The 25,650-nt window shown below is 73.9% G+C and carries 22 protein-coding genes; 9 read left to right on the plus strand and 13 right to left on the minus strand.

The annotated features are described in order from the left end of the window. Positions 1-107 precede the first annotated feature (107 nt). The gene (locus HNR70_RS01070; RefSeq protein WP_312857534.1) at positions 108-785 is read right to left on the minus strand and encodes a Crp/Fnr family transcriptional regulator; all 678 of its coding nucleotides are present in this window, start codon (positions 783-785) and stop codon (positions 108-110) included. A 153-nt stretch (positions 786-938) separates the two neighbouring features. On the opposite strand from HNR70_RS01070, the gene HNR70_RS01075 reads away from it, so the two are divergent. The 4 genes from HNR70_RS01075 (at position 939) to HNR70_RS01090 (ending at position 4,172) form a co-directional block, all read left to right on the plus strand. Next, positions 939-1,706 carry an endonuclease III domain-containing protein gene (locus tag HNR70_RS01075; protein WP_184324022.1) on the plus strand — a complete coding sequence of 256 codons (768 nt, stop codon included), beginning with the start codon at positions 939-941 and terminating at the stop codon, positions 1,704-1,706. Continuing rightward, positions 1,703-2,425, plus strand: a complete 723-nt coding sequence (locus tag HNR70_RS01080; protein ID WP_184324023.1) for an NUDIX hydrolase — start codon at positions 1,703-1,705, stop codon at positions 2,423-2,425. Before HNR70_RS01075 ends, HNR70_RS01080 begins: the two co-directional genes overlap by 4 nt. 294 nt (positions 2,426-2,719) lie before the next feature. Continuing rightward, a complete protein-coding gene (locus tag HNR70_RS01085) occupies positions 2,720-3,106 on the plus strand; it encodes a cold-shock protein (protein WP_184324024.1) in 387 nt (128 codons plus the stop codon). Position 3,107: 1 nt separating this feature from the next. Further along, positions 3,108-4,172 carry a DUF3027 domain-containing protein gene (locus HNR70_RS01090; RefSeq protein WP_184324025.1) on the plus strand — a complete coding sequence of 355 codons (1,065 nt, stop codon included), beginning with the start codon at positions 3,108-3,110 and terminating at the stop codon, positions 4,170-4,172. A gap of 75 nt (positions 4,173-4,247) precedes the next feature. On the opposite strand, the gene HNR70_RS01095 is transcribed toward HNR70_RS01090, so the two are convergent. The 3 genes from HNR70_RS01095 to HNR70_RS01105 are packed head-to-tail and all read right to left on the minus strand — an operon-like array spanning position 4,248 to position 7,248. Beyond that, a complete protein-coding gene (locus tag HNR70_RS01095; protein WP_184324026.1) occupies positions 4,248-5,450 on the minus strand; it encodes a DNA polymerase III subunit delta' in 1,203 nt (400 codons plus the stop codon). After that, positions 5,447-6,178 carry a dTMP kinase gene (gene tmk / locus HNR70_RS01100; protein WP_184324027.1) on the minus strand — a complete coding sequence of 244 codons (732 nt, stop codon included), beginning with the start codon at positions 6,176-6,178 and terminating at the stop codon, positions 5,447-5,449. The genes HNR70_RS01095 and tmk overlap by 4 nt, the downstream gene beginning before the upstream one ends. Next, entirely contained in the window at positions 6,175-7,248 is a 1,074-nt protein-coding gene (locus tag HNR70_RS01105) for a Gfo/Idh/MocA family protein (protein ID WP_184324028.1), read from the minus strand. The genes tmk and HNR70_RS01105 overlap by 4 nt, the downstream gene beginning before the upstream one ends. 253 nt (positions 7,249-7,501) lie before the next feature. On the opposite strand from HNR70_RS01105, the gene HNR70_RS01110 reads away from it, so the two are divergent. The 3 genes from HNR70_RS01110 to HNR70_RS01120 all read left to right on the plus strand — a co-directional run bounded on the left by HNR70_RS01110 (position 7,502) and on the right by HNR70_RS01120 (position 10,803). Continuing rightward, positions 7,502-8,848 carry an ABC transporter substrate-binding protein gene (locus HNR70_RS01110; RefSeq protein WP_184324029.1) on the plus strand — a complete coding sequence of 449 codons (1,347 nt, stop codon included), beginning with the start codon at positions 7,502-7,504 and terminating at the stop codon, positions 8,846-8,848. Between the two features lie 93 nt (positions 8,849-8,941). Further along, positions 8,942-9,880 (plus strand): carbohydrate ABC transporter permease, encoded by a 939-nt coding sequence (locus tag HNR70_RS01115; RefSeq protein ID WP_184324030.1) that lies wholly within the window; start codon positions 8,942-8,944, stop codon positions 9,878-9,880. Then, positions 9,877-10,803, plus strand: a complete 927-nt coding sequence (locus HNR70_RS01120; RefSeq protein ID WP_184324031.1) for a carbohydrate ABC transporter permease — start codon at positions 9,877-9,879, stop codon at positions 10,801-10,803. The genes HNR70_RS01115 and HNR70_RS01120 overlap by 4 nt, the downstream gene beginning before the upstream one ends. A gap of 83 nt (positions 10,804-10,886) precedes the next feature. On the opposite strand, the gene topA is transcribed toward HNR70_RS01120, so the two are convergent. The 3 genes from topA to HNR70_RS01135 all read right to left on the minus strand — a co-directional run bounded on the left by topA (position 10,887) and on the right by HNR70_RS01135 (position 16,394). Continuing rightward, complete coding sequence (gene topA, locus HNR70_RS01125) at positions 10,887-13,622, minus strand: type I DNA topoisomerase (protein ID WP_184324032.1); 2,736 nt, start codon at positions 13,620-13,622, stop codon at positions 10,887-10,889. A gap of 103 nt (positions 13,623-13,725) precedes the next feature. Next, a complete protein-coding gene (locus tag HNR70_RS01130) occupies positions 13,726-14,658 on the minus strand; it encodes a phosphatase PAP2 family protein (protein ID WP_184324033.1) in 933 nt (310 codons plus the stop codon). Next, on the minus strand, positions 14,655-16,394 hold the full coding sequence (locus HNR70_RS01135) for a DUF7059 domain-containing protein (protein WP_184324034.1): 1,740 nt from the start codon (positions 16,392-16,394) through the stop codon (positions 14,655-14,657). Before HNR70_RS01135 ends, HNR70_RS01130 begins: the two co-directional genes overlap by 4 nt. 95 nt (positions 16,395-16,489) lie before the next feature. Here HNR70_RS01135 and HNR70_RS01140 point away from each other — a divergent pair, with 95 nt between their 5' ends. Both HNR70_RS01140 and HNR70_RS01145 read left to right on the plus strand, forming a co-directional pair. Next, on the plus strand, positions 16,490-18,964 hold the full coding sequence (locus HNR70_RS01140; protein ID WP_184324035.1) for a DNA 3'-5' helicase SftH: 2,475 nt from the start codon (positions 16,490-16,492) through the stop codon (positions 18,962-18,964). Between the two features lie 210 nt (positions 18,965-19,174). Continuing rightward, entirely contained in the window at positions 19,175-20,935 is a 1,761-nt protein-coding gene (locus tag HNR70_RS01145) for a heparan-alpha-glucosaminide N-acetyltransferase domain-containing protein (RefSeq protein WP_184324036.1), read from the plus strand. Positions 20,936-20,961: 26 nt separating this feature from the next. Here HNR70_RS01145 and HNR70_RS01150 read toward each other — a convergent pair whose 3' ends face one another. The 6 genes from HNR70_RS01150 to HNR70_RS01175 form a co-directional block, all read right to left on the minus strand. Next, entirely contained in the window at positions 20,962-21,294 is a 333-nt protein-coding gene (locus HNR70_RS01150) for an Rv3654c family TadE-like protein (RefSeq protein WP_184324037.1), read from the minus strand. Beyond that, positions 21,291-21,686, minus strand: a complete 396-nt coding sequence (locus HNR70_RS01155) for a TadE family type IV pilus minor pilin (RefSeq protein WP_184324038.1) — start codon at positions 21,684-21,686, stop codon at positions 21,291-21,293. The genes HNR70_RS01150 and HNR70_RS01155 overlap by 4 nt, the downstream gene beginning before the upstream one ends. After that, positions 21,686-21,916, minus strand: coding sequence for a DUF4244 domain-containing protein (locus tag HNR70_RS01160; protein ID WP_246375116.1), 231 nt, complete (start codon positions 21,914-21,916; stop codon positions 21,686-21,688). Before HNR70_RS01160 ends, HNR70_RS01155 begins: the two co-directional genes overlap by 1 nt. A gap of 113 nt (positions 21,917-22,029) precedes the next feature. Next, a complete protein-coding gene (locus HNR70_RS01165; protein ID WP_184324039.1) occupies positions 22,030-23,178 on the minus strand; it encodes a type II secretion system F family protein in 1,149 nt (382 codons plus the stop codon). Further along, positions 23,175-24,383: a TadA family conjugal transfer-associated ATPase gene (locus HNR70_RS01170; protein WP_184324040.1), complete on the minus strand. Its 1,209-nt coding sequence runs from the start codon at positions 24,381-24,383 to the stop codon at positions 23,175-23,177. Before HNR70_RS01170 ends, HNR70_RS01165 begins: the two co-directional genes overlap by 4 nt. Continuing rightward, on the minus strand, positions 24,380-25,549 hold the full coding sequence (locus tag HNR70_RS01175) for a CpaE-like family protein (protein ID WP_184324041.1): 1,170 nt from the start codon (positions 25,547-25,549) through the stop codon (positions 24,380-24,382). Before HNR70_RS01175 ends, HNR70_RS01170 begins: the two co-directional genes overlap by 4 nt. Positions 25,550-25,650: the final 101 nt, after the last annotated feature.

The following is a 25,650-nucleotide window of genomic DNA, read 5'->3' on the forward strand; positions in this document are numbered from 1 at the left end:
CTGCGGGCGCGCCCGACCTCCCGGACGGTCGGACCGGACAGCCGGAAGCCCCTGTGCTCCGAGGAGCACAGGGGCTTCTTCGTGCCGGCCGACGGGGCCGGGCGGGGTCAGCGGGCGCGGCGGCGCAGGCGCTCGACGTCCAGGATGAGGACTGCGCGGGCCTCCAGCCGGATCCAGCCGCGCGAGGCGAAGTCGGCCAGGGCCTTGTTCACGGTCTCGCGGGAGGCGCCGACCAGCTGGGCCAGCTCCTCCTGGGTGAGGCCGTGGGCGACCATCACGCCGTCGTCCGTCTGACGGCCGAAGCGCTGGGCGAGGTCGAGCACGTTCTTGGCGACGCGGCCGGGCACGTCGGCGAAGACCAGGTCCGCGAGGGACTCGTTGGTCTTGCGCAGACGGCGCGCGAGCGAGGCGAGCAGGTGACGGCCCACCTCGGGGCGCTGGGCGAGGACCCGGTACAGGTCCTGCTGGGAGAGCGAGTACAGGGTCGACTCGGCCACCACCGTCGCGGTCGCGTTGCGCGGCGCCGGGTCGAACAGGGACAGCTCGCCGAGGGTCTCGCCCGGGCCGAGCACGGCGAGCAGGTTCTCGCGGCCGTCGCCCGAGGCGTGGCCGACCTTCACCTTGCCGGAGCCGATGATGAAGAGCCGATCACCGGGATCTCCCTCGCGGAAGATGATGGCGCTGCGGTGATAGTCCTCCTGCCTCATCGACGCCAGGACGGCCTGCTTGCCGTCCTCGTCGAGCGCGGCGAACAGCGGCGACGACCGTACGATGTTCTCGTCCACGGAACCTCCTGGATGTGGGGCCCCGAACGTCGGGACCTGCTGTGCAACCCTGTGGCGGACGCCACTCTCGGCGGTGGCGGCTGTCACATGATGGTCAAACCCTATCGCGCCCGGACCGACGAGTCCCATCACCTCGCAAGGAGGAGCGCCCGCATGTCGAGCCCGAGGCCCCGCTCCGCCCCCTCGCGGGAGGATCGCGGCCCTGCGGGCGCGGCCCTCGTCGCCTCCCGGCTGGAGGACCTCCACATCGGGGCGCGCACCGAGCTCGATCATCGCGACGCCTTCGAGCTGCTGGTCGCGACCGTGCTCTCCGCACAGACCACCGACGTGCGCGTGAACCAGGTGACCCCGGAGCTGTTCTCCCGCTGGCCGGGCCCCGCCGCCCTCGCCGGTGCCGACGAGGCGGAGGTGACCGAGGTGGTCCGGCCGCTCGGCATGGGACCCACCAGGGCCCGCCGGATCGTCGGCCTCGCCCGCGGGCTGCTCGAGCGCCATGGCGGGGAGGTCCCGGACGACCAGGCCGCGCTCGAGGCCCTGCCCGGGGTGGGGCGCAAGACCGCGCACGTGGTGCGCGGGGCCTGGTTCGGGCATTCGCTGCTGGCGGTGGACACCCACGTCGGCCGCCTCGCCCGCAGGCTCGGCTGGACCGCGCAGACCGACCCGCGCCGCATCGAGGAGGACGTGGTCGCCTGGGTCGAGGCCGACGGCACCGGCGCCGAGGCGGAGGACCTCACGATGCTCGGGCTGCGCCTGATCCTGCACGGCCGGCGCGTGTGCACCGCCCGCACGCCCCACTGCGATAGCTGCGTGCTCGCCGACCTCTGCCCGAGCGCGCCGGCCGCGCCCGGGGCCGGAGCGTCGTCTGCCCCGGGAGCCCCGTCGGCCGACGGAGCCCCGCCCGACTCCGGAGCGTCGTCATGACCCGTCGCGGCCCCGAGTTTCGCGCCGAGCGCGCCCCGCGCGCCGGGCACCTTCCCGCGGACGCCCGCTTCCTCGCGCCGCTCGCCGAGCGTGCGCGACGCGGCGATGTCCTGGTGCGCCGCGACCCCGACGGCCGCGCCCCCGCGATGCCGACCGACGGCGGGCGCCGCAGCGCCGTGCTGATCCACGTCGCCGGCACCGGGATCGACGACGCCCAGCTCGTCCTCGAGGAGCGCGGCCACCGTCTGCGCTCCCAGCCCGGCCAGTTCTCCCTGCCCGGCGGGCGTCGCGACCCCGGGGACCGCGACGACGTCCACACGGCCCTCCGCGAGGCGCAGGAGGAGACGGGGCTCGACCCGTCCGAGGCGCACGTGCTCGGCGCCTTCGCCCCGATCCCCATGCCCTGGCGCGGCCAGCGGGTCACCCCGGTGCTCAGCTGGTCGCCGGTCGTGCCGGTGCTCGGTGTGCAGGACCCGGTCGAGGTCGAGCGCGTGGTGTGGGCGCCGCTGACGGGGGAGGGGTCGCTCACCGATCCGTCGCTGCGCCGCCACGGCCGGCTGCGCGGCCTCGAGGTGGGGCCCGTGTTCGAGCTGCCCGAGGATGCGTTCGTCTGGGGGTTCACCGCGATGATCCTCGAGAAGGTGCTCACCGGGCTCGGACTCGAGGGCGTGCCGCGGGACGCCGGGATCCGCGAGATCCCGCCCGAGCGGCGTCGCTGAGTTCCGGCCCCCGGCTTCTGCGTCCGCGCGGGGCTCCGGCGCCCGCGCGGGACCGGTGCGGCCGGCGCGCCGGTCGGGCCCGGCCGACGGGGCGGTGGTCGTGGTCACCCCGGGCATATCGGCTCGCCATGGCGCGTGCCCGGTCCGATAGCATGGACCGTTGCCGGACGGTCTCCGGCAGCCCCGCGGGATGTGTGTGGACGCCGTCATGGCCGTCCCTGCCGCGCCCCGGGAACCATGAACCGCAGCATGAACCGCAGACCGACGGGCCAGCAGACAAGGAATGGGATCCAGGTGCCACGAGGCAAGGTGAAGTTCTACGACGCCGAGAAGGGCTTCGGCTTCATCCTCGACGACGAGGACGGGCAGAGCGTGTACGTGCACGCCACCAACCTCCCCGAGGGGGTCACGACCCTCCGCCCCGGCGCCCGGGTCGAGTTCGACATGGTGGACGGCCGCCGCGGCCCGCAGGTGCTCTCGCTGCAGCTGCTCGAGCCCGCGCCGTCGGTCGCCCGCGCGCGCCGCGCCAAGCCCGAGGACATGGCCGGCATGGTCGAGGACCTGATCCGGCTCCTCGACGACGCCTCGAACGGGCTGCGCCAGGGGCGCTACCCCGATCGCGGCCACTCCCAGAAGATCGCCACCGTGCTGCGAGCCGTCGCCGACAACTTCGAGGCCTGAGATGACGTCCCCGACCACCGCCCCCCGCCGCCGCACCGCCAAGCCCAAGCTGGACGCGGTCTCCGCCGCGGCCGTCGACCTCGCCCGCGAGGCGCTCGAGGAGGTCACCGAGCCCGGTCAGGTCGGTGAGCACCTCCGTGTCGAGGCGAGCGGGGAGCGGCTGGTCACGCACGTCTTCGAGTGCACCATGCCCGGTTACCGCGGCTGGTCGTGGGTCGTCGTGCTCACCCGCGCCTCCCGCGCGAAGGCACCGACGGTCGCCGAGTCCGCGCTGCTGCCCGGCGAGGAGGCGATCCTCGCCCCCGAGTGGGAGCCGTGGTCCGAGCGCCTGAAGCCGGAGGACGTCGGCGCCGACGACCTGCTTCCCTACCGCGAGCAGGACGAGCGCCTCGAGCAGGGCTACGAGTCCACCGGCGAGGAGGACGAGGACCGCGTCGCGCAGTGGGAGCTGGGCCTGGGCCGTGCGCGCGTGCTCTCCCCGGAGGGGCGTTCCGAGGCCGCCGAGCGCTGGCAGTCCGGCGAGTTCGGTCCCCGCCAGACCTCCGGCCGCGGCCGCAAGGGCACCGTCGCCGCGAACTGCACCAGCTGCGGCTTCCTGATGAAGCTCTCCGGCTCCCTGCGCGGCGAGTTCGGCGTGTGCACCAACGAGTGGTCCCCGGCCGACGGCCGCGTGGTCCACCTGAACTACGGCTGCGGCGCCCACTCCGAGACCGGCCAGGAGGACGGCGAGAAGGAGATCCCGCGCGCCACCGGCGTGATCGTCGACGAGCTCGACGTCGAGGTCGAGGCGAACGAGGCCCCCGAGGCCCCTGCCGAGGAGCAGCCGTCGGCCGAGGAGCATGCCGACGAGCCCGCCGAGGAGCAGGCGACCGAGCAGTCCGACGAGCCCGCCGAGGAGCAGGCGTCGGCCGACGAGCAGGTCGCCGAGGCGCCGGTCGCCGAGACCCCTGCGGAGGAGCCCGTGGCCGAGGCTCCGGCCGAGGACGCCGCGCCCATCCTCGAGATCCCCGAGGTCGAGCCGGCCGCGGAGTCCCCCTCCGACGAGGCCCCCACCGACCAGGCCTGAACAGAGCTGAGACGGACGGCGGTCACCCTGCGGGGTGGCCGCCGCCCGTCGTCCGCGCCCCGTCGAGCCGCGCGTTCATAGCGCCGTCGCGACCCTCGCCAGCAGTGCCTCGATCGCGAGCAGCGGCGGCACGTTCCCGGCGATGCGGGTGCGGGCCTCCTGGACCGCGTCCAGCAGGCCGAGGGTGATCCGGCCGCTGCCCTGCGCGGCGACCTGGGCGATCTGGTCGGCCACGTCGATGTTCACCAGCTCCGCCCCGGTGCCCAGCTGGGTGCTGAGCATGTCGCGCAGCACCGAGTGCGCATCGAGGAGATAGCGGTCCAGCACGTCGCGGACCAGGCGGGTCTGGCGGCGCTTGGCGTCCTCCTCGAGCTGGCGCAGCTGGCCGCGCAGCGAGGGCGGGACCTTGCCGTCCTCGATCCCGGCCGAGCGCAGGAAGCGCTCCTTCTCCTCGAGAGCGACCTGGTCGGCGTGCTCCTTCGCCTCGGCGGTCGCCCGGTCCACGAGCGCCTGCGCGGCGAGGACGGCGTCCCCGGTGCGGCGCAGGGACAGCAGCGTGCGCGCGGACTCCTCGCGGGCCGCGAGCGCTCCCTCCTGCGTCGCGTAGCGCAGGGCGAGGCCGATGTGCCCCTGCGCGGCGCGGGCGGCGCGCAGCGCGAGCTGCTCATCCACCCCGTCGCGGCGGCGCAGCAGCTCGGCGACCACGTCGGAGCCCGGGAGCGTCAGGGTCACCAGGCGGCAGCGGGAGCGGATGGTCGCGGCGAGGTCCTCGGCCGACGGCGCGCACAGCATCCACACCGTCGAGGGCGGCGGCTCCTCGATCGACTTCAGCAGCACGTTGAACGTGCCGGCGGTCATCCGGTCCGCGTCCTCGACGATCAGCACCCGGTGCCGACCCGTGGCGGGGGCGCGCTGCGCGGTCATGACCAGCGCCCGCACCTCCTCCTTGGCGATCGAGAGCTTGTCGGTGGCGACGACCGTGACGTCGGGGTGCGTGTTCGCGAGGGTGGTGCGGCAGGCGCGGCACTGCCCGCAGCCCGTGCCCTGCTCGCACTGCAGGGTCGCGGCGAAGGCGCGGGCTGCGGTGGAGCGGCCGGAGCCGGGCGGGCCGGTGATCAGCCATGCCTGGGCGAGGGATCCCTCGGGCGAGGCGGCACGGCGGAACTGTGCGACCGCCGCGTCCTGGCCCACCACGTCGGCCCACACGCCCGGCGCGGGGGCACCGGACGGGGTGCCGGGGGCGCAGGCCGGGGCGTCGACGGCAGGGACGCTCGTCACTGCTCGTCCCGGTGGCGCACGGGCGGGGCCGGCTCGAAGGTGGGGTCGAACAGGTTCAGCACCTCGGAGACGGCGGCGAGCACCTGCGCGTGGACCTCCTCGCGCGGGAGGGTCCCGTCGATCACCGCGTAGCGCTCGGGGTCGTCGCGGGCGAGGTCCAGGAACTCGTTGCGCACCGCCTCGTGGAACTCAAGACCTGCGCTCTCCAGACGGTCCTTGCCGACGGGGCCGCGGCGGTCGTCCAGGGTCGTGATAGGCACGTCCAGCAGGATCGTGCGATGGGGGAGCAGGCCGTCCACCGCCCACAGCGACAGGGACGCGATCTCGGACGGCTCCAGCGCCCGGCCCGCGCCCTGGTAGGCGACCGAGGAGTCGAGGTAGCGGTCTCCGAGCACCAGACCGCCGCGGGCGAGATGGGGGCGCACCACGGTGGTGATGTGGTGGGCGCGGTCCGCCGCGTACAGCAGCGCCTCGGCGCGCGGGTCCACGTCCTCCCCGTGCAGCAGCAGGTCGCGGATCTGCTCGCCGAGCGGTGTGCCGCCCGGCTCCCGGGTGGTGAGGATCAGGTCCTCGGCGACCGAGCGGTCGGTGATGAGGTGATCGCGCAGCATCCGCATCTGGGTGGACTTTCCGGCGCCGTCACCGCCCTCGAAGGAGATGAACACGCCGCGGCGCGGCGGATGGGGGGCGGGCACGTGCAGTCCGTGCGCGGTGTCCAGGAAGCTCATGCGGACTCCTCACCGGGGTAGAGAACGCCGAGCTGCGCGCGCACGGCGTCCATGGTGGCCATGACGGACAGGGTGTCCGTCCAGCTCATGACGGGAGACTCGAGCTCGCCCGCGGCGATGCGGCGGGCGGCTTCGGCGATCTCGTAGGCCATCCCGTCCCCGGGCGGGCCGTCGTGGGCGAACTGCGCGGAGCGGCCGTCCAGGAGCGTCACCGTGAGGGTGCTCGGCGCGAAGAACGGTCCGGACAGCCGGGCGGTGCCGAGGGTGCCGACCACCACCGCCTCGGTGGGCGTGCGGGCGCGCAGCGTGGTGGACAGGCGGGCCAGGCCCCCGCGCGCTCCGCGCGCCAGCAGGCCGACGCTCGCATCGACCCCCTGGTCGGTCAGGTCCCCGCGCACAGCGAGGTCGTCGAGGTCGCCGAGGACCATCTGCGCGAGGGACAGCGGGTACACGCCGAGGTCCAGCAGTGCGCCCCCGCCGAGGGCCGGGGCGAACAGGCGGTGCTCCGGGCCCGCGTCGAAGTGCTGGCCGTGATCGGCGGCGACCTCCACGATCTCGCCGAGCATCCCGGTGGCGACGACCTGGCGCAGCACGTCGTACTGTGGCAGGAAGCGCGCCCACATCGCCTCCATCGCGAACACGCTCTTCTCCCGGGCGAGATCGAGCAGGTCGCGGGCCTGGGCGGTGTTCAGCGTGAACGCCTTCTCGACCACGACCGGCAGGCCCGCCTCGAGCACGGGGCGGGCGAGCTCATGGTGCTGGGCGTGCGGGGAGGCGATGTACACCGCGTCGAGGCCGCCCGCGGCGAGCATCGCCTCGACCGAGTCGAAGGAGCGCTCGACACCGTGCTCGGCGGCGAAGGCGGCGGCCCGCTCGGCCGAGCGGGAGACGACCGAGACGATCCGGGAGGCGGTCGCGCGATGCGCGGTGTCCGTGAACTGCGAGGCGATGTGCCCCGGGGAGATCACCCCCCAGCGCAGGCCCGCGGCATCGGCGGGATCGGGGACGGTCGGGGCGGGGAGCACCAGGGTGCCGTCCCCGACCTCGCGTGACTCGTCGGGATCGCTCATGGGGGCCAATCTACCGAGCGTCCCCGACACCGCGCTCGGTGCAGGGGACGCTGTGGAGGAGGTTGCGCGGAGGGCTGAATCGGGGCACCGCGGGATCGGTCGCCCGAGCAGCAGCGGGACGCGGACATCTCGAAGAGGTCACGGCCGATCCCTTCCGTTGTCGCCCGGAGGGGGCCGGACCTACTCTCCGAGGACCGGCAGGACACCAAGCGGCATCGGCGCCGCATCGGATCGACACGCCTTGGAGCAGACGATGACCAGTTCGCCCCGTACCCACGACGCCTCCCTCACCTCCCGCCGCGCCGTGCTCGGCGCCGGCGCCCTCGGCACCTCCGCCCTCGCCCTCGCCGCCTGCGGCGGATCCGACGGCGGAGGGGGCAGCGACGGCGGCGGCGACGCCGCCGCGGGCCCGACGCTCGACTTCGAGGAGCGCGGGCCGATCTCCCTCGCCCGCGGCAAGGACACCACCGGTCAGCTCGCCGAGTTCCTGGACCGCTGGAACAGCGACCACCCCGACGAGACCGTCACCCTCATCGAGCTGCCCGAGTCGGCCGACGAGCAGCGCGCGCAGATGATCAACAATGCTCAGGCGCAGTCCGACGCGTACACGATCGTCAGCCTCGACGTGGTGTGGACCGCGGAGTTCGCCGCGAACCAGTGGGTCGTCGAGCTGCCCGAGGACCGGTTCGACCTCGAGGGAATCCTGCCCGGCGCGCTCGAGACGGGGAAGTACTTCGACCGGCTGTACGCCGTCCCCTTCACCACCAACGCGCAGCTTCTGTTCTACCGCCAGGACCTCCTGGAGGAGGCGGGGCACACCGAGCCGCCCGCCACCTTCGAGGAGATGTGGCAGATCGTCCAGGACGTCCAGGCGCAGGACTCCTCGATCCTCGGCTACGGCGCCCAGTTCTCGAAGTACGAGGGACTGACCTGCCAGGCCTCGGCCGTGATCCGCTCCAACGGCGGCGACATCTTCGACGCCGAGGGCGCACCCCAGGCGGACTCCGCGGAGGCCGTGGAGGCGATCCAGACCATCCGCGACGGCTTCGACCAGGGCTTCATCCCTGAGGAGGCGCTGACCTACAAGGAGGAGGAGACCCGCCAGGCGTTCCAGGACGGGCGGCTCCTGTTCGAGACGAACTGGCCCTACGTCTGGGAGCTCGCCCAGGCCGAGGACGGCTCCTCGAAGGTCAACGGGAAGATCGGTGTGAGCCTCGTGCCGGGGGTGAAGGAGGCCGGGGCCTCGACGCTCGGCGGTGCGAACTACGCCATCAGCGCCTTCGCGAAGAACGCCGGGACCGCGGTGGACTTCATCGCCTTCATGAGCGAGTTCGAGCAGCAGAAGGACTGGATGCTCAACACCACCACGCCCACCGCGATGGCCGCGGTCTACGAGGACCCGGACATCGTCGCCGCCTTCGACTTCATCGAGGAGCTCAAGGCCTCCATCGAGGGCGGCGTCGTGCGCCCGAAGGTGGTGAAGTACGGCGACGTCACCCAGGCCATCCAGGACGCCGTGTACGGAGCGATCTCGGGCGAGTCCGAGGTGCAGGGGGCGATGGAGGGCCTGCAGGAGCGGCTCACCGAGCTCGGAGGCTGACCTGCGATGGCAGCTCCCCGCACCGCGCCCCCTGACGCAGCGGTGCCACGCACCGCCGCACGGCGCAGCCCGGTGACCGGTGGACAGGGGGCGATGGCGAACCTGCTCCTCCTGCCCACCATGATCCTGCTCGCCCTCGTGGTCGGCTTCCCGCTCGTGCTCTCCGCCTGGCAGTCCCTGCACAGCTCCGGCGGGGAGATCGACCCGACCACGGGGATCATCCAGCAGGGCGATACGTTCGTGGGCCTGCAGAACTACGTCGACGCCTTCACCGGCGCCGGGGCGGGCGCAGGGTTCTGGAACGCCTTCTGGAACACCACGATGTTCACCGTCGTCGGGGTGAGCGTCGAGACTGTCCTGGGCGTCGCGATGGCGCTGATCATGGCCCGGGCCCTGCGCGCGACGGGAATCGTCCGCGCCTCGATCCTCGTGCCCTGGGCGATCCCGACGGTCGTCTCGGCGCTGATGTGGCAGCTGATATTCGACGCCAACGGCATCGCGAACCGCCTCATCGGCACCCAGATCCTGTGGACCACGGAGGGGATCCAGGCGCAGGCCGCCGTGCTCATCGCCGACATCTGGAAGACCGCGCCGTTCATCGGCCTGCTCACCCTGGCGGGCCTGCAGACCATCGACCAGCAGGTCTACGAGGCGGCGAAGGTCGACGGCGCCGGACCGTGGCACACCTTCTGGCGGATCACCCTGCCGCTGGTGCGACCGGTCCTGGTGGTCGCGGTGCTGTTCCGCCTGCTGGACGCGATGCGGATGTTCGACCTGCCGTTCGTGCTCCTGGGCCGGCTGGCGAGCGGTCAGACCCTGTCGATGCTCGCCTCCGACGCGGCCTCCCGCACCGACTACGGCATGGCCTCGGCGTACTCGATGGTGCTGTTCGCCTACATCTGCCTGGTCGCCTACCTGTTCATCAAGATCCTCGGCGCCGACGTCATCGGGGAGCAGGGCCGCAGCGGGCCGGGCCGACGGGCGCGTCGCGCGGCACGACTGCGGACCACGAGCGAGGGGAGCCTGGCATGAGCACCACGACCGACGACAGCACCGTGCGCGGGGGCGTCGTCTCCCGCACCGGCGAGGTGCTCACCCCGAAGCGGCACCGGGGGCAGCTCGCCGCGAGGATCGTGGTGGGCGCCGGGATGGCGTTCATCCTCGCGTACTGCCTCGCACCCTTCTACTGGATGGTGGTCTCCTCGCTGCGCCGCCCCAGCGAGGGCCGCTCCACCCAGCTGATCCCGTGCCCGCTCAGCGTGGAGAACTACATCGCGGTGTTCGCCCCGGGCAACCACTTCACCCGCTCGCTGCTGAACTCCCTGATCGTCGCCGGCGGCACCACGGCGCTGGTGGTCGCCCTCGGGGTGCTCGGTGCGTACGCGCTGGCGCGGCTCGATTTCCGCGGCAAGGTCGCGGTGATGTTCCTGATCGTGGCGACCTCGATGTTCCCGGTGATCACGCTCGTCGTGCCGCTGCTGAAGCTGTTCACCGGCGGCTACGACTGGTTCCCCTGGAACTGGATCAACACCTACCAGGCGATGATCCTGCCCTCGATCTCCTTCGCCCTGCCGCTGGCGGTGTGGAACCTCAACGCCTACTTCCGCCAGCTCCCGGTGGAGCTCGAGCAGGCCGCGATGGTGGACGGCACCACGAGGATGGGCGCCTTCTTCCGCGTGATCCTCCCGCTCGCGGTGCCGGGCATCTTCACCACCGCGATCATCACCTTCATCGCGGCGTGGAACGAGTTCCTCATCGCCCTGACGATGGTGAACGACCCGCTGATGCAGACGGCGAACGTCGCGATCTCGAAGTTCACCGGCATCTCCGGCTACGACACCCCGTACGGCACGAAGATGGCCGCCGGCGTGATCGTGACGATCCCGCTGATCATCGTGGTGCTGCTCTTCCAGCGCCGGATCATCGGCGGGCTCGCCGCCGGTTCGGTGAAGTGACGGCCCGGTGACAGGACAGCCCCGCCGCCTCCGACCGTCGGGCCGGGGGCCGCGGAGCCGTGCAGGGGCGGGGTCGCGTCCCGTCACTTCTTCGCGGTGCTCGACCTCTTCGTGGTCGTCGACTTCCGCGTGGTCGTGGTGCGACGGGTCGCGGGCTTCTTGGCAGGGCCCTTCGCGCGCTTCTCGGCGAGCTTCTCGATCGCGATCTTCTCGGTGATCTCCTCGACCTTCTCCGTGGCGCGCAGCGACACGTTCGTGGTCCCGTCGGTGATGTACGGGCCGAAGCGGCCGTCCTTGATCACGATCGGCTTCTCGGAGGTCGGGTCGGTGCCCAGCTCCTTCAGCGGAGGCTTCGCCGCGGCACGGCCGCGGGTCTTGGGCTGGGCGTAGATCTTCTGCGCCTCCTCGAGGGTGATCGAGAAGATCTGCTCCTCGGACTCCAGCGAGCGGGAGTCGGTGCCCTTCTTGAGGTAGGGGCCGTAGCGGCCGTTCTGCGCCGTGATCTCGGTGCCGTCCTCGGCGGTGCCCACCACGCGCGGGAGGCTGATCAGCTTCAGGGCGTCCTCGAGGGTGACGGTGGAGAGGTCCATCGACTTCAGCAGCGAGCCGGTGCGGGGCTTGGGCTGCTTGGATTTGGGGACCTTCTTGCCGTCGACCTCGGCGGGCTCGGGCAGGACCTCGGTGACGTAGGGGCCGTAGCGGCCGTCCTTGGCGATGATCTCGTGGCCGGTCGCCGGGTCGGTGCCGAGCACGCGGCCGTCGTCCTTGGCGCGCTCGAGCATCTCGCGGGCCTTCTCGACGGTGAGCTCGTCGGGCGCGATGTCGTCGGAGACGTTCGCGCGGCGCGGGTCCGCGCCCTCGACGACGTTGCCGTCGGCGTCGCGCACGAGCTCCTCGACGTAGGCACCGTAGCGGCCGACCCGCAGGGTGATCCCGTCGCCGATCTCGATGGAGTTGATGGCGCGGGCGTCGATCTCGCCGAGGTCGTCGACCATGGGCTTCAGGCCGATGGGGCCCCCGTCCCCGTCGGTCCCGTCCGAGAGGTAGAAGTCGCGCAGGTAGTCCGCGCGGCCCAGTTCGCCGCGGGCCATGCGGTCCAGCTGCGCCTCCATCTGGGCGGTGAAGTCGTAGTCGATGAACGGTCCGAAGTGCTCCTCGAGCAGGCGCACCACCGCGAACGCGGTCCACGAGGGTACCAGCGCCGTGCCGCGGCGCAGCACGTAGCCGCGGTCCTGGATGGTCGCGACGGTGGAGGCGTAGGTCGAGGGGCGGCCGATGCCGCGCTCCTCGAGGGCGCGCACCAGCGAGGCCTCCGTGTAGCGCGGGGGAGGGGTGGTGGTGTGGCCGTCGGGCACGAGCTCGCCGGTGGCGAGGGTCTGGCCCTCCTCCATCTGCGGCAGACGCTTGTCGTTGCCGGACTCGTTCTCGTCGCCGTAGCGGGCGGCGTCGCGGCCCTCCTCGTAGGCGGCGAGGAAGCCGCGGAAGGTGATCACGGTGCCGGCGGCGCGGAAGGTCGCGGTGCGGTCGTTCTGGGAGAGCTGCAGCTCGACGGTGGAGGTGGTGCCCTTCGCGTCGGCCATCTGCGAGGCGACGGTGCGCTTCCAGATCAGCTCGTAGAGGCGGAACTCGTCGCCGGAGAGCTGCCCGGCCACCTCCGCGGGGGTGCGGAAGTGGTCGCCGGCGGGGCGGATCGCCTCGTGCGCCTCCTGCGCGGACTGCGACTTGTTCTGGTAGTACCGCGGCTTGTCCGGCACGTACTGGGAGCCGTACAGCTCGGCGGCCTGTGCGCGGGAGGCGCGGATCGCCTCGCCGGACAGGGTCACCGAGTCGGTGCGCATGTAGGTGATGTAGCCGTTCTCGTACAGCGACTGCGCCACCCGCATCGCCTGGCGCGCGCCGAGGCGCAGCTTGCGGCTGGCCTCCTGCTGCAGCGAGGAGGTGGTGAAGGGGGCTGCGGGACGGCGCGTGTACGGCTTGGACTCCAGCGACGTCACCGTCGCCGGGGCGTCCGTGAGCGCGGTGACGAGCTCCGCGGCGGAGGCCTCGGTGAGCACGGCCGCGTTCTTCGAGCGGGGCTTCAGGGTGCCGTCGTCGGCGAAGTCGCTGCCGGTGGCGACGCGGTCGCCGTCCACGGTCGCGATCTTCGCGGTGAACTGGGTGGCGTCCCCGCCGGTCCCGGCGAAGGTGCCGGTGATGTCCCAGTAGTCGGAGGCGACGAAGGCCATCCGCTCGCGCTCCCGCTCGACGACGAGGCGTGTGGCGACGGACTGCACACGACCCGCGGACAGCGACGGCTTGATCTTGCGCCACAGCACGGGGGAGAGTTCGAAGCCGACGAGGCGGTCGAGGATGCGGCGGGTCTCCTGCGCGTCCACGAGGTGCTCGTCGATGTCGCGGGTGTTCTGCAGCGCCGCCTGGATCGCGTCCTTGGTGATCTCGTGGAACACCATGCGCTTGACGGGCGTGGACTTCTTGGGCTTGAGGGTCTCCAGCAGGTGCCAGGCGATCGCCTCGCCCTCACGGTCCTCATCGGTGGCGAGGTAGAGGGTGTCGGCGTCCTTGAGGGACTTCTTCAGGTCCGCGACGGTCTTCTTCTTGTCGGGGCTGACGATGTAGTAGGGGTCGAAGTCGTTCTCGACGTCCACCCCGAACTTGCCGTACGGGCCCTTCTTCATGTCGGCCGGCAGGTCGCGGGGCACCGGGATGTCGCGGATGTGGCCCACCGAGGCCTTCACGTCGTAGTCCTCGCCGAGGTAGCGGCCGATGGTCCGCGCCTTCGCCGGGGACTCGACGATCACCAGATGCCGTCCGCCAGTCACGATGCAGTGTCCTTCCTCGCCGCGTCACGTCGCGGCCCGTCCGCCGGGGTCGCACGCCGTGACCCCGGATCCGCCCGGTGCTCTCCGAGCCCGTGGCGAAAGCTCACGGTACACGCTCAGGCATGGCGGTCTCGGGGACGCCCGGCGTGCGCAGCCCGAGCACGAGCGCCATCCATGCCGCCGTGCTGCCGCCGATCACGGCGGCGGTGGCGCGGAACGCCTCGAGCTGCTGGGCGGTGTCGGCGAGGTCCAGCGGCAGCCCCAGCCCGGCCAGCTGCATCGCGCCGTAGGCGAGGCCCGCCACCCCTGCGACGCCGAGGAGCAGGGCGACCACCAGGTCGGCGGCAGTGCGGGGAGAGCCGGGAGCGCGGCGCGCGAGAGAGCGGCGGCGTCCGGTGGCCGCCTCCCGGCGTGCGCGGTGGCGGGTGTGCAGCCCGTCGAGGGCCAGGACCAGGCAGGTCCAGGCTGCGGCCACCCCGATCGCCCCGACCACGTCGCTGGGCCGGTGCCAGCCGACCACCAGGGTCCCCACCCCTGCCGCGAGGGTCCACAGCACCCCGAGCGGCGCGAGCACCACCCGGGCCCGGCCGGTGGCCAGCACCAGGGCGACCATCGCGGTCGCGGCGAGGGTGGTGTGTCCGGAGGGGAAGGAGTTGGGGGTGATCTCGATGCCGGGCCCGAGCGCCTCGCGGGTGACCAGCACATGCTTGATCACCTGCGTGGTGAGGTTCGCGCCGAGCACGAGCACGCCGAGGGGGAACAGTGTCGTCGGCCGACGGCGCAGCAGCACCAGCATGACCGTGAGCGCGAGGATCCCCGCGATCACCGGGGTGCTCACCGAGCCGACGGCCAGCTCGGCGTAGGTGGACAGCCGTCCCTGGTGCGCCTCCGCGCCCGAGAGGATCAGCTGGTCCAGCCGCTGTCCGCTCGCCGTGCCGACGGCGGCGCGGGCGAGCAGCCACACCGCGACCGCGCACACCGCGGCGGTCAGGAGGGACAGCAGAGGCCGGGCGAGGGACGGGACGGGCGCGCTCACAGGGTCACCATCCCGGTGATCACCAGCTCGCGGACGATCGGCAGGAGCCGCTCGCGGGTCTCGTCGACGTCCGCGTCGGTCAGCGCGCACACGGCGGCGATCACCTGGCCGAGCGTGAGGGTGCCGTCCAGCGCGCCGACGGTCGCCGCGAGCGCCTGGTCGGCGCGGACCGCGCGCGCGAGCCCCCGACCCTGCACCAGCTCGATGAGGACGGGATCCCATTCCCCGGGCGTCAGATGGCGGCGCTCCATGACGTCGCTCGCACGGACGGGCCGCGCGGCCAGCAGCGCCTCGTCGTCCAGGTCTTCGAGCAGATTGATCGCCGCGAGCGAGGCGGCGAGGTGCTCGGCCAGGGTGCCGCTGCCGGTGCCGGTCGCGCTCTCGGTGCGCAGCACGCCGCGGCGGCGGCCTGCCTCGTCGGCCGGGCCCGACCCGTCGACAAGACTCGACCCGTCGGCCGCTCCTGCGGGCCGATGCAGGAGCACGTACCCGAAGCCGATCGCGGCCACGTCCCGGCTCGCGAAGTCGTCCAGCCATGCCCCGACCAGGGCCGGCCACTCCGGGTCGCGGACGGTGATCCCGCCGTCGCGCGCCCAGGTCCCCGCGTACTCGGCGGGGTCCTCCTGCTCGCGCTGGATCACCCAGGCGTCGACGCCGCCTGCCGACGCTGCCTCGAGCCAGGCGCGCGGGTGCGCGTCCCAGGCGCTCCTGTCCTCGGCGCTCCTGCCCTCGGTGCTCCCGGACCCGGGCGCGCCCTCCTGCGAGTCCTCTGCAACGGTCTCCGGCGCACCCGTGATCTCCCAGTTCCCGAGCATCACCGCGGTGCCGCCAGGGGCGAGGTGGGCGGGGAGATCGGCGAGCAGCTCGCCGAGCAGGGCGTCGCCCGCCCGGCCGCCGTCGCGGTAGGTCCAGGCGTCGCGGTCCTCGTCGGCGGCGCGGGGCGTGATGACGAACGGCGGGTTGGAGACGATGAGGTCGAAGGTCTCCCCGGCCGCTGGCTCGAGGAGGGAGCCCTGGCGCAGCTCGAGCTCGACCCCGTTCAGCGCCGCGTTGAAGGCGGCGAAGGCGAGGGCCCGCTCGGAGAGGTCGGTGGCGACCACGTGCGCGGCGTGCCGGGAGGCGTGCAGGGCCTGGATCCCGCCGCCGCAGCCGACGTCCAGCACCCGTCCCACCTCGGCGCGCGGGGTGATCCGGGCGAGGGTGAGGGAGGCCCCGCCCACGCCGAGCACGTGCGCGGGGTGCAGGGGCGCGTCGGTCGCGAGCTCGGAGAGGTCCGAGGCGATCCACCACGTCACGCTGCCGCGGTCGTCCTCGGCCGCGTAGGGCGCGAGGTCGATGAGGGCGCGCAGGCGCTGGGTGCCCCCGTCGGCCGCATCCCCGCAAGCCGCATCCCCGCCAGCCGCATCCCCGTCGGCCCGCTCGCCCGCGGGCCCGACGATCCCGAGCCGCTCCGCCCCTGCCGCGCCGAGCGTCGGCAGCACCTCGTCGAGGCGCTCCCGCGTCACGGTCGCGCCGAGGGTGAACACGCCCAGCAGCGTCCCGGCCGGATCCGTGATCGTCCGCAGCGCGCGGCGGGCGGGGACGGCGTCCTCGCGGCGCAGGGCCGCTGCGGCGACGGGGCCCAGCAGCTCCTCGACGTGCTCGCTGAGATAGCGGGCCGCGCGCAGGTCCGCGCGCAGGGCATCGACGTCCGCCGGCAGGACGGTCGGCGGCGCGACCGGGGTGTGGGGGGGCATGGCTACGATTGTGCCCCAGCGTCCTGGTGCCGAACCGAGCACCGGGTGTGGGATGTGCGCAGACCCTGTGAGGGGCGCGAAGGGAGCGGTGACGGATGCGGGCAGGCAGGGCATCCGAGCTCCTCGCTGATCTCAGCGCCCCGCTGATCAGGCGCGACTGCCTCACCCACATCGAGCGGCGGCCCGCGCGCGAGGGCCGCCGGGGCACGTTCGCCGAGTGGACCGACCCGCGCCTGCTCACCCATCTCGCGAGCCGCGGCATCACCGCCCCATGGATCCACCAGGAGCAGGCCGCGCGTCTCGCCCACGACGGTCGCGACGTGGTCCTCGCCACGGCCACCGCCTCCGGCAAGTCCCTCGCCTACCTGCTGCCCGTCCTCACCGCGATCGGGGCCCGGGAGCTGGACATCGAGGCGCGACGGGCGACGACGCTCTACCTCTCGCCCACCAAGGCGCTCGCCGCGGACCAGCTCACCAACATCACCGCCATGGCCGACGGCGCCGGGATCCGCGACGCCCGCGTGGCCGTGTACGACGGGGACACCCCCACCGAGCAGCGCCGCTGGGTGCGCCGCCACGGCACGATCGTGCTCACCAACCCCGACATGCTCCACTTCGGGATCCTGCCCGGCCACGAGCAGTGGGCCCACTTCTTCCGCGCCCTGCGCTACGTCGTCATCGACGAGTGCCACAGCTATCGCGGCGTGTTCGGCAGCCATGTCGCGATGGTGATCCGGCGCCTGCGCCGCATCGCCGCGCACTACAAGGCCGACCCCACCTTCATCCTCGCCTCCGCCACCACCGCGAACCCGGAGCTGTCCGCCTCGCGGCTGATCGGCCGGGACGTCGAGGCGGTCACCGAGGACGGCTCCCCGCGCGCCGGTCTCACGATCGGCCTGTGGGAGCCGGGGACCCGCGCCCGGGTCGACGGGCGCGGCGACCCCGCGCATCGGGACGACAGCGTGCTCGCGTCGATCGACGAGGAGGCGGACGAGGAGGCCGATCAGGCCGGGGACCCGTCGGGCTCGGACTCGGGCGGGGGCGCCGCCCGGCGCGAGGACCCGCTGCGCCGCTCGGCGACCAGCGAGGCCGCGGCGCTGCTCGCCGACCTCGTCGAGCGCGAGGTGCAGACCCTCGTCTTCGCCCGCTCCCGCCGCGGCGCCGAGCTGATCTCCACCGGCGCCCAGCGCCTGCTCGGCCAGAAGGCGGAGAGGAGCGGCAACGGTGAGCTCGCGAGGCGTGCGCAGCAGGTCGCCGCCTACCGCGGCGGCTACCTCGCCCGCGACCGACGCGCGCTCGAGGACTCCCTGCGCTCCGGGGAGCTGCGGGCGCTCGCCTCCACCAATGCCCTCGAGCTCGGCATCGACATCGCCGGGCTCGACGCGGTGCTGGTCGCCGGCTGGCCCGGCACCCGCGCGTCGCTGTGGCAGCAGTTCGGCCGGGCCGGGCGGCGCCAGGACACCGGCGGCGGGGCGCTGGCGATGTTCGTGGCCCGCGAGGACCCGTTGGACACGTACGTCGTCCACCACCCCGAGACCGTGTTCGGCGCCGAGGTCGAGGCGGCCGTGTTCGACCCCGCGAACCCGTACGTGATGACCCCGCACCTGTGCGCCGCCGCGTCCGAGCTCGCCATCCGCGACGGCGAGGAGGAGATCTTCGGCCCCACCGCTCGGGACCTGCTGATGACCCTCGCCCGACGCGGCGTGCTCCGCTCCCGTCCCACCGGCTGGTACTGGACCCTCAGCGAATCCGCCCACGAACTCACCGACCTGCGCGGCAGCGGCGGGGAGCCGGTGCGGATCGTCGAGGAGAGCAGCGGCGTGCTGCTGGGCACCGTCGACTCCGCGAGCGCCCACACCCAGGTCCACGACGGCGCCGTGTACCTCCACCAGGGCACCAGCTACGTCGTCAACCACCTCGACGTCGACCAGGCCGTCGCCTTCGTGCACCGCGAGGACCCGCTGCACTCCACCCATCCCCTCGCCGCGTCCTCCCTGCGGATCCGCCAGGTGGACCGGGAGATCGACTGGGCGGACGGCGTGCGGCTCTGCTTCGGCACCGTGGACGTCACCGACCAGGTCACCGGCTACCAGGTCCGCGACGTGTACACCCAGGCCTTCCTCGCCGAGCACCCCCTGGACCTGCCTCCGCGCACCCTGACCACCAAGGCGGTGTGGTGGGTGATCCCGCGGGCGCGCACCGACGCCGCCGGGATCCCGTCCGACGAGCTGCCCGGCGCCCTGCACGCCGCCGAGCACGCCGCTATCTCGATGCTGCCGCTGCTGGCCACCTGCGACCGCTGGGACATCGGCGGACTCTCCGCCCTCCAGCACGAGGACACCGGGGAGCCGTCGATCTTCGTGTACGACGGGGCGCCGGGCGGCGCCGGCTTCGCCGAGCGCGGGGCCGACGACGCGGCCGCCTGGGTGCGCGCCACGGCCGACATGATCGCCGAGTGCTCGTGCGAGGCGGGCTGCCCCGCCTGCGTGGTCTCCCCGAAGTGCGGCAACGGCAACGAGCCCCTGTCGAAGTCGCAGGCCGCCGCACTGCTGGAGCTGCTGCACGAGTGAGCCGCGGCCGGGCGCGCCGGGGCGTCGCCGCACCGGCTGCGCCGCCCGCACCGGCTGCCGCACCGCCCGCACGGGCGGCCGCTGCCGCACCGTGACCGAACCGTGACGGTGTCGGCGGGTCGGCGACGACCGCCGCACACGACAATCGGCATGTTCCCCGCACGCCGGGGCGGAGCGGCGGGGGAGCCGCCAGGGGTGGAGGAGCCACCGATGAGCAGTGCCGTGCTGGACCGCCCGGAGCAGGCGGTCCCTGCCTCGCGCCCGACACCGCGCGAGCGGCTGCGCGCCCTCGTCTCCCCGCCCCGGATCACTGCGCTGGACGCGGCACGGGCCCTGGCGATCCTGGGGATGGTCGGGGCGCACGTGGGGAATATCCCGCCCTTCGAGCTGGGGAACCCCTTCAGCTGGCTGGTCGTGGTCAATGGCAACTCCGCCCTGCTCTTCGCCGTCCTCGCCGGGATTTCCATCGCCCTGCTCACCGGCAGGCAGCGGATCCCCGAGGTCGAGGAGCTTCCGCGCCTGCGGGCGGGGCTGCTCGGGCGGGCGCTGGTGATCTTCCTGATCGGCCTGGTGCTCGAGATGCTCGGCACCTCCATCTCGGTGATCCTCACCTTCTACGGGGTCATGTACGTCCTGGCGCTGCCCGTGCTGCGCTGGCGGCCCGGCCGCCTGCTCCTGCTCGCCCTGCCGATCGCGCTGGTGGGGCCGCTGCTCTCCGCCGCCGTGGAGGTGTTCTCGCTGGGCGGGTACGGCGCCGGGACGAGCCTGGTGGTGACCGGCGTGTACGGCGTGACCACCTGGACACCGCTGATGCTGCTCGGCATGGCGCTGGGCCGGCTGCCGCTGGAGCGCAAGCGCGTGGCCGCCGCGCTCGCCGGGATCGGCGCGGTGCTCGCGATCGGCGCCACCGTGCTCGGCTCTGCCCTGTTCTTCCTGGTCATGCTCTTCTTCCCGGACTACGGCGGGGTGGTCTACAACCAGAGCTCCTCGTACAGTGCCGATTTCGGTGAGTCGGGGTCCTGGGTGTCGACGGAGTACGACCCGGGCACCGTGCCCGCGGACAGCATCGACTTCACCGACATGGTCTGCTATCCGCCGATGCCGGGCGATCCCACGGTGTTCTGCGAGCCCGCGGACTACTGGACGACGGGCGCCTGGGGGACGGAGTCCTCGGATGACCTGACGTACGTGGAGGTGGACGCCGAGACCGGCGAGATCCTCGCCGTCGACTCCGCAGGCGGGGCCGACGTCCAGGGGTGGGAGTCCTACGGGGACATGCTGTGGGAGATGGACCCCGCATGGAGGCTCGGCGACTCCGTGATCTCTCTCGAGCCGCACTCCGGCTCGACCCTGGAGATCTTCCGCTCCGGCGGGATCGCGCTGCTGGTGATCGGCGTGCTGCTGCTCGTGGCGCGGCCCCTGCGGTGGGTGCTGCTGCCGCTGTCGGCGCTGGGGTCGATGCCGCTGACGGCCTACTCCCTCCATATCGTCTCGGTGTTCCTGCTGGCCGGTCCCGGAGGCTGGATCGTCGACAACCGGGTGTGGGCGGTGACGGCGGTGGCGCTGCTGCTCGCCTGCACCCTCTGGTCGGCGCTGCGGGGACGCGGCCCGCTCGAGGAGCTCACCGCACGCGTCTCGCGTCGCATCGCCCGGACCGTGCCGGCCCCGGCCGCTGTGACGGCGCCCGACGTCGGTCAGACGACGGCGGACGCCGCCTCGACGACGGCGGACATCGGCGCGGCCCCTGCCCCTCAGCCGCCCCGCACCGATCAGCCCGGTGCCACGACCCCGGCCACAAGGGCCTGGGCGGCGACCACCTGGACTCCGAGCACCGCCTCGCCCAGTACCCCCTCGCAGGAGACGGCACCTCGGAGCGGGACGGCACCTCAGGGCGGGATGGCACCGCAGCAAGGCACGACGCCCGAGGCGGGGACGACGCCGGCTGAGGGCGCGGGAACGCCGCCGCAGTGACTCTGCAGTGACCCCGCCGCCCGCCCTCACGGCAGCTCCGCGGGTCCGGGACCGGCTCGTGCCCGGGTCGTGGCGGGTGGCAGGGGTGACGCGTCCACCTCCACGCTGACCAGCACGTCCCACTCCCGCATCTCGCAGTGCGCGAGCCGGGCGCCGTTGCGCTCGGCGACCTCGGCGGCCACCTGGCAGGGGTAGGGGTGGGCGACAGCGAGGGCGTCAGCCCCGCCGAGGGCGGCCAGGTCCGCGGCGGTCCCCGCCCGGGCATGGGCGAGGGTCCCCGCGCCCAGCAGAGACAGCGCCGCGATCATCGCGGTGGTCGCACCGGTCCAGGCCAGCACGGAGGCGCCGCCGGTGCTCATGGGGAGCCTCCCTCGATCAGATGAGGCTCCCGCCGGGCCTCCGCATCGGCGGTGAGGGTCCAGGACACTCCGGCGAGCAGGCCCGTCGGTGCGCGAAGGGTGCGGGACGTCTCCACCCGCACCCATTGGCCGTCCCCGGAGACGCTCACCGCAGTGCCCTCGCCCCCGATGCGCCGGGCCACGTCCGCGGCTGCCCCTGGATCCTCGCCGCGGGCCAGCTCCCGGGCGGCCCCGCGCGCCGCGCCCTCCAGGCGCACCTGGGCGCCGAGACCGGTGCCGGCCAGCAGCAGCACCACGACCATCGCCACCACCACGGGCAGCACGATCGCTGTCTCCGCGGTGGCGGACCCCCGGTCGTCCCGCAGACGGGACGACCGGGCGGACCGCGGCATCACGACCCCATGGACAGGGCCGAGGTGATGATTCCCATCAGCAGCGTGCGAACCTCCCCGGACGCGAGCAGCGCGACCAGGACGGCGGCGAAGCCGCAGGCCGCGAGCACCGTGATGGCGTACTCGGCGGTCGAGGCCCCGGTCTCGTCGCGCAGCCGGCGACCGAGCGAGCGGGGTGCGGCGGCGCCGAGGACGGCGACGCGCGCGAGACGGGTGCGGGTAGTGGACATGGTGCTCCTCCTTCGATCCGGGACAGCGCTCGCCGCCCCGCAGTGGCGGCCGAGGCCGCCGTGCCCGGCCCAAGTGGGCGGGGCGCACCGGGACTCTCCCGGTGGTCGGTGCCTCACATCCCGGTGGAGGTGAGGGAGAGGGTGCCGCCCAGCAGGGAGGCGACCGTGGGGACGATGCCGAGGGCCACGAAGGCCGGCAGCAGGGTCACGCCGGTGGGGAGCACGAGCCGCACCGCCAGCTCGGCGGCCCGCACCTCCGCGTCCCGGGCTCGGCCCCGGCGTGCATCCCGCGCTGCGGAGCGCAGCACCCGGGCGAGGTCGGCGCCGGTGCTCTCGGCGAGGACGGCGGAGCTGGACAGGGCCTCGAGCTCGCGAGGCAGGCCGGCGGTCGCGACCGGGGCGGGGATCCCCGCGGCCAGGGCCGCTGCGCTGCGGTGCAGCGACTCGGCGTCCGCCCCTGCGGGAAGCGCCTCGGCCACGTCGCGCACCGCCCGGGACAGCGGCAGTCCGGATTCCAGTGCCCCGGCCACGAGCTCGAGCACGACGGAGGGATCCACTGCTGCGTCGCGGGGCGGATCGGCGCGCCGCATCAGGCGCCGCATCCACCACCAGCCCGCGACCGTGAGTGCCACTCCCACGGCGCCGAGCAGTCGTCCGGCGCCCGAGCCGAGCAGGAGCCGCAGCGGATCACCGCCCAGCAGCATCCCCAGCCCCAGCCCTGCCAGCGGCAGCACCAGGAGGATGCGCGCGGTCGAGCGGGGACCGGCGAAGGCGCTGCGCCGGGCCTGCGCGGCATCGTGGAGGTCGCGGAGCGCGTCCGCGAGGTGCTGGAGCATCTGCGAGGTGGGGGCGCCGGTGCGCTCGCAGACGGCGAGGGCCGCCCCGAGCGAGGTCAGCGTCGCCTCGTCCCGCTCCCGGCTCGCACCGCGGCCTGGGCCCGGTTGCGCCGCACGGCGCGGATCGGCCCCGGCGGCGCAGGCACGGGCGAGATCGCGCAGCTGACCCTCCGGCAGGGTGCGGGCAAGGGCCGACCAGGCCTGACGGATGCTGGACCCGGAGCTGATCACGGTCGCGAGCTGCTCGATCATCCGCGCCGCACCGAGGGCCGTCGAGGGAGTGCGCCGGCCGCGACCGGCAGGAGCAGGGCCCGCCGTCGCTCCCCCCGGAGGGGTGAGCACCCAGGCCAGCACCGCGCCGAGCGGCACGAGCAGCAGTCCGGGCAGCAGGATCCCTGGCAACGAGAAGGGCAGGTCCGCGCTCATGCCGACCGCCTCCCGCCGCGAGCCGGTGCCGCGGACGCTCCGTGCCCGTGCAGCCGGGCGGCGAACGCCCCGGCCGCGGGCCCCTCGCACAGTTGTCCGTCGTCCACCCGCAGGGCGGTGACCGCCTCGAGCATCCCGTCCGTACCGCGGCGGAGCAGGGCGACCTCCTCCAGTGCTCGCACCCCCTGGCGCCTGCCCAGGTGCACGACCACCTCGAGGGCGCTGGCGACCTGGGCGGCGAGAGCCGCGCGGTCGAGGCCGCCGAGCGCTCCGAGCGCCTCGAGCCGGGCCGGGACGTCCGCAGCGGTGTTCGCGTGGACGGTGCCGCAGCCGCCCTCGTGCCCGGTGTTCAGGGCCTGGAGCAGCTCGCGGATCTCGCCGCCGCGGCACTCGCCCAGCACGATCCGGTCCGGGCGCATGCGCAGGCTCTGCCGTACGAGGTCGGTGAGCTCCACCGCCCCGGCGCCCTCGCTGTTGGCGTGCCGGGACTGCAGGTGGACGACATGGGGGTGGTCCACGGCGAGCTCCAGCACGTCCTCGACCACGACGATCCGCTCGGCGGGGGAGGCCTCGTGGAGCATCGCCGCGAGCAGGGTCGACTTGCCGGTGCCGGTGCCGCCGGTGACCAGGAACGGCACCCGGGAGGCGGTGATCGCGTGCAGCACCTCCCGGGCGTTCGCGCCCACGGCGCCCAGGCGCTCCAGGTCGTCCAGGTCCAGGCGGCGCTGGGCCGGCAGGCGCAGGGAGAGGATCGCGCCGCCGGGGGAGAGGGGAGGGAGCACGGCGTGGAAGCGGATCCCGGAGGGGAGGTGGGCATCCGCCCAGGGCACCGCGTCGTCGAGGCGTCGCCCGCCGGAGGTCGCCAGGCGCACCGCGAGATCCCGGGCCCGGGCGGGGGAGAGGCGCAGAGCGCTGCGATGCAGCCCGTCCGCGTCGTCGACCCACACGGAACCGTCGTCGTTGACCAGCAGATCGGTGACCCCGTCGGCGACCAGGTCCTGCAGCTCGCCGAGGCCGTCGACGTGGTCGCGCAGACGCCCGGTGAGCTCCAGGGTCGCCGAGGCGCCGAGTACCCGTCCCCGCTCGCGCAGCAGCCGCACCACGCGGGGCACGTCCACCTCGCCCGGGGACCGGGCGAGATCCTCGCGCACCAGCTCCAGCAGCGCCGGCAGCTCGTCGGCAGGCGCCATCCCGCCCGTGCTCATGACCCCACCGCTCCCGTCTCCCCGGCCAGCAGCTCCCGCGCTGCCCGGTCCGCGCCTCGCCGGCGCACGTCCAGCAGGGGGACGGTGCCGCGAGGGCTGTCGCGGAAGGCGGCGGCGAGCGGGAGGGCGAGGTCCTCGGCGACCTCCGCCGGGGTCAGCGGTCCGCTGCGCCGCACCACCACCCGCACCGGGAGAGGAAGGGCGCCCCACGCGCGCAGCCGCCGTGCCGCCGCCCGCACGGCGTGATCCCCGGAGGGCACCACGACCAGCAGCTCGTCCAGGTGGTCGGCGATCTCCGGCACCGCCGGGGCGGCGAGGTCCACGACCACGGTGCCGCCGAGCGGGGCGAGGGCGGCGAGGACGCGGGCGACCGCGCCCTGCTCGGGGCCTGGCCGCTCCCCGGCGACCAGCACCCGCACCTCGTCCACGACGGGCAGGCCGTCGCGCAGCGCAGCCCCGTCGTCCGGTCCGAGCGTCGCCGTGCGCGACCAGTCCAGCCCGCCCGTCCCGGGCGCCTCGACGAGCAGGTCGAGGCCGCCGCCGAGCGGATCGGCATCGATCAGGATCACCGGGCCGCCGCGCCGGGCCGCGCCGGCCAGCCGCGCCGCGAAGCTCGAGGCGCCGGCCCCGCCGCAGCCGCCCACCACACCCAGCATCCGTGCTCCGGTGCGGGTGCGGGTGAGGGAGGTCAGGCGCGAGAGCAGCTCGGCGGAGGCGGCCGGCAGCGGCAGCACCGCCTGCGCACCGGCCGCGAGAGCCAGGGGCCAGAGCGAGGAAGGGACCTCGTCGGCCGCCGTCACCACGAGCAGCGGCACCCCGCCGGGAGCGGGGAGCGAGGTCCCGTCCGCGAGGGCCTCGGCCGCCCGCACCTCGCAGGCGACCCGCGCCGAGGGAGCGGCCGCGAGCTCCGCGCCGACGGCCGTGGCATGGTCCCGCACCAGCTCCCGCAGCGCCCCCTCCGGGCCCCGGTACAGGACCGCGCCGCGGGCCTCCGAGGGGGAGCCGGAAGCCTCCGGACCGCCGACCGGGAAGCGGCTGCGACGCCGCCGGGGCGACTCGCCGGAAGGGCCTGCGGAGGCGGCCGCCGACGTGCCTCCGGGCGGGGCGAGCAGGGCGTCGTCAGCGGTCTGCGCTGGGCGGACAGAAGGGGAGATCGTGCTGGTCATGCGGCCATCGTGGCCGCTGTGGAAGGGCCTGCCCAGGCCAGTCCCGTCGGCGGTGGACAACCCCCGTTTGTGGAGGAACGGTCACCGGGACCAGGGTCCTT

Source organism: Brachybacterium aquaticum (genome assembly GCF_014204755.1).
In the GTDB taxonomy this organism is placed as follows: Bacteria; Actinomycetota; Actinomycetes; order Actinomycetales; family Dermabacteraceae; genus Brachybacterium; species Brachybacterium aquaticum.

Excerpts from the sequence above, each read along its gene's own strand:
- HNR70_RS01075 (WP_184324022.1), top strand. The coding sequence starts at position 939 with ATGTCGAGCCCGAGGCCCCGCTCCGCCCCCTCGCGGGAGGATCGCGGC.
- HNR70_RS01080 (WP_184324023.1), top strand. The coding sequence starts at position 1,703 with ATGACCCGTCGCGGCCCCGAGTTTCGCGCCGAGCGCGCCCCGCGCGCC.
- HNR70_RS01090 (WP_184324025.1), top strand. The coding sequence starts at position 3,108 with ATGACGTCCCCGACCACCGCCCCCCGCCGCCGCACCGCCAAGCCCAAG.
- tmk (WP_184324027.1), bottom strand. The coding sequence starts at position 6,178 with ATGAGCTTCCTGGACACCGCGCACGGACTGCACGTGCCCGCCCCCCAT.
- HNR70_RS01105 (WP_184324028.1), bottom strand. The coding sequence starts at position 7,248 with ATGAGCGATCCCGACGAGTCACGCGAGGTCGGGGACGGCACCCTGGTG.
- HNR70_RS01110 (WP_184324029.1), top strand. The coding sequence starts at position 7,502 with ATGACCAGTTCGCCCCGTACCCACGACGCCTCCCTCACCTCCCGCCGC.
- HNR70_RS01115 (WP_184324030.1), top strand. The coding sequence starts at position 8,942 with ATGGCGAACCTGCTCCTCCTGCCCACCATGATCCTGCTCGCCCTCGTG.
- HNR70_RS01120 (WP_184324031.1), top strand. The coding sequence starts at position 9,877 with ATGAGCACCACGACCGACGACAGCACCGTGCGCGGGGGCGTCGTCTCC.
- HNR70_RS01135 (WP_184324034.1), bottom strand. The coding sequence starts at position 16,394 with ATGCCCCCCCACACCCCGGTCGCGCCGCCGACCGTCCTGCCGGCGGAC.
- HNR70_RS01140 (WP_184324035.1), top strand. The coding sequence starts at position 16,490 with ATGCGGGCAGGCAGGGCATCCGAGCTCCTCGCTGATCTCAGCGCCCCG.
- HNR70_RS01145 (WP_184324036.1), top strand. The coding sequence starts at position 19,175 with ATGAGCAGTGCCGTGCTGGACCGCCCGGAGCAGGCGGTCCCTGCCTCG.
- HNR70_RS01150 (WP_184324037.1), bottom strand. The coding sequence starts at position 21,294 with ATGAGCACCGGCGGCGCCTCCGTGCTGGCCTGGACCGGTGCGACCACC.
- HNR70_RS01155 (WP_184324038.1), bottom strand. The coding sequence starts at position 21,686 with ATGCCGCGGTCCGCCCGGTCGTCCCGTCTGCGGGACGACCGGGGGTCC.
- HNR70_RS01160 (WP_246375116.1), bottom strand. The coding sequence starts at position 21,916 with ATGTCCACTACCCGCACCCGTCTCGCGCGCGTCGCCGTCCTCGGCGCC.
- HNR70_RS01165 (WP_184324039.1), bottom strand. The coding sequence starts at position 23,178 with ATGAGCGCGGACCTGCCCTTCTCGTTGCCAGGGATCCTGCTGCCCGGA.
- HNR70_RS01170 (WP_184324040.1), bottom strand. The coding sequence starts at position 24,383 with ATGAGCACGGGCGGGATGGCGCCTGCCGACGAGCTGCCGGCGCTGCTG.
- HNR70_RS01175 (WP_184324041.1), bottom strand. The coding sequence starts at position 25,549 with ATGACCAGCACGATCTCCCCTTCTGTCCGCCCAGCGCAGACCGCTGAC.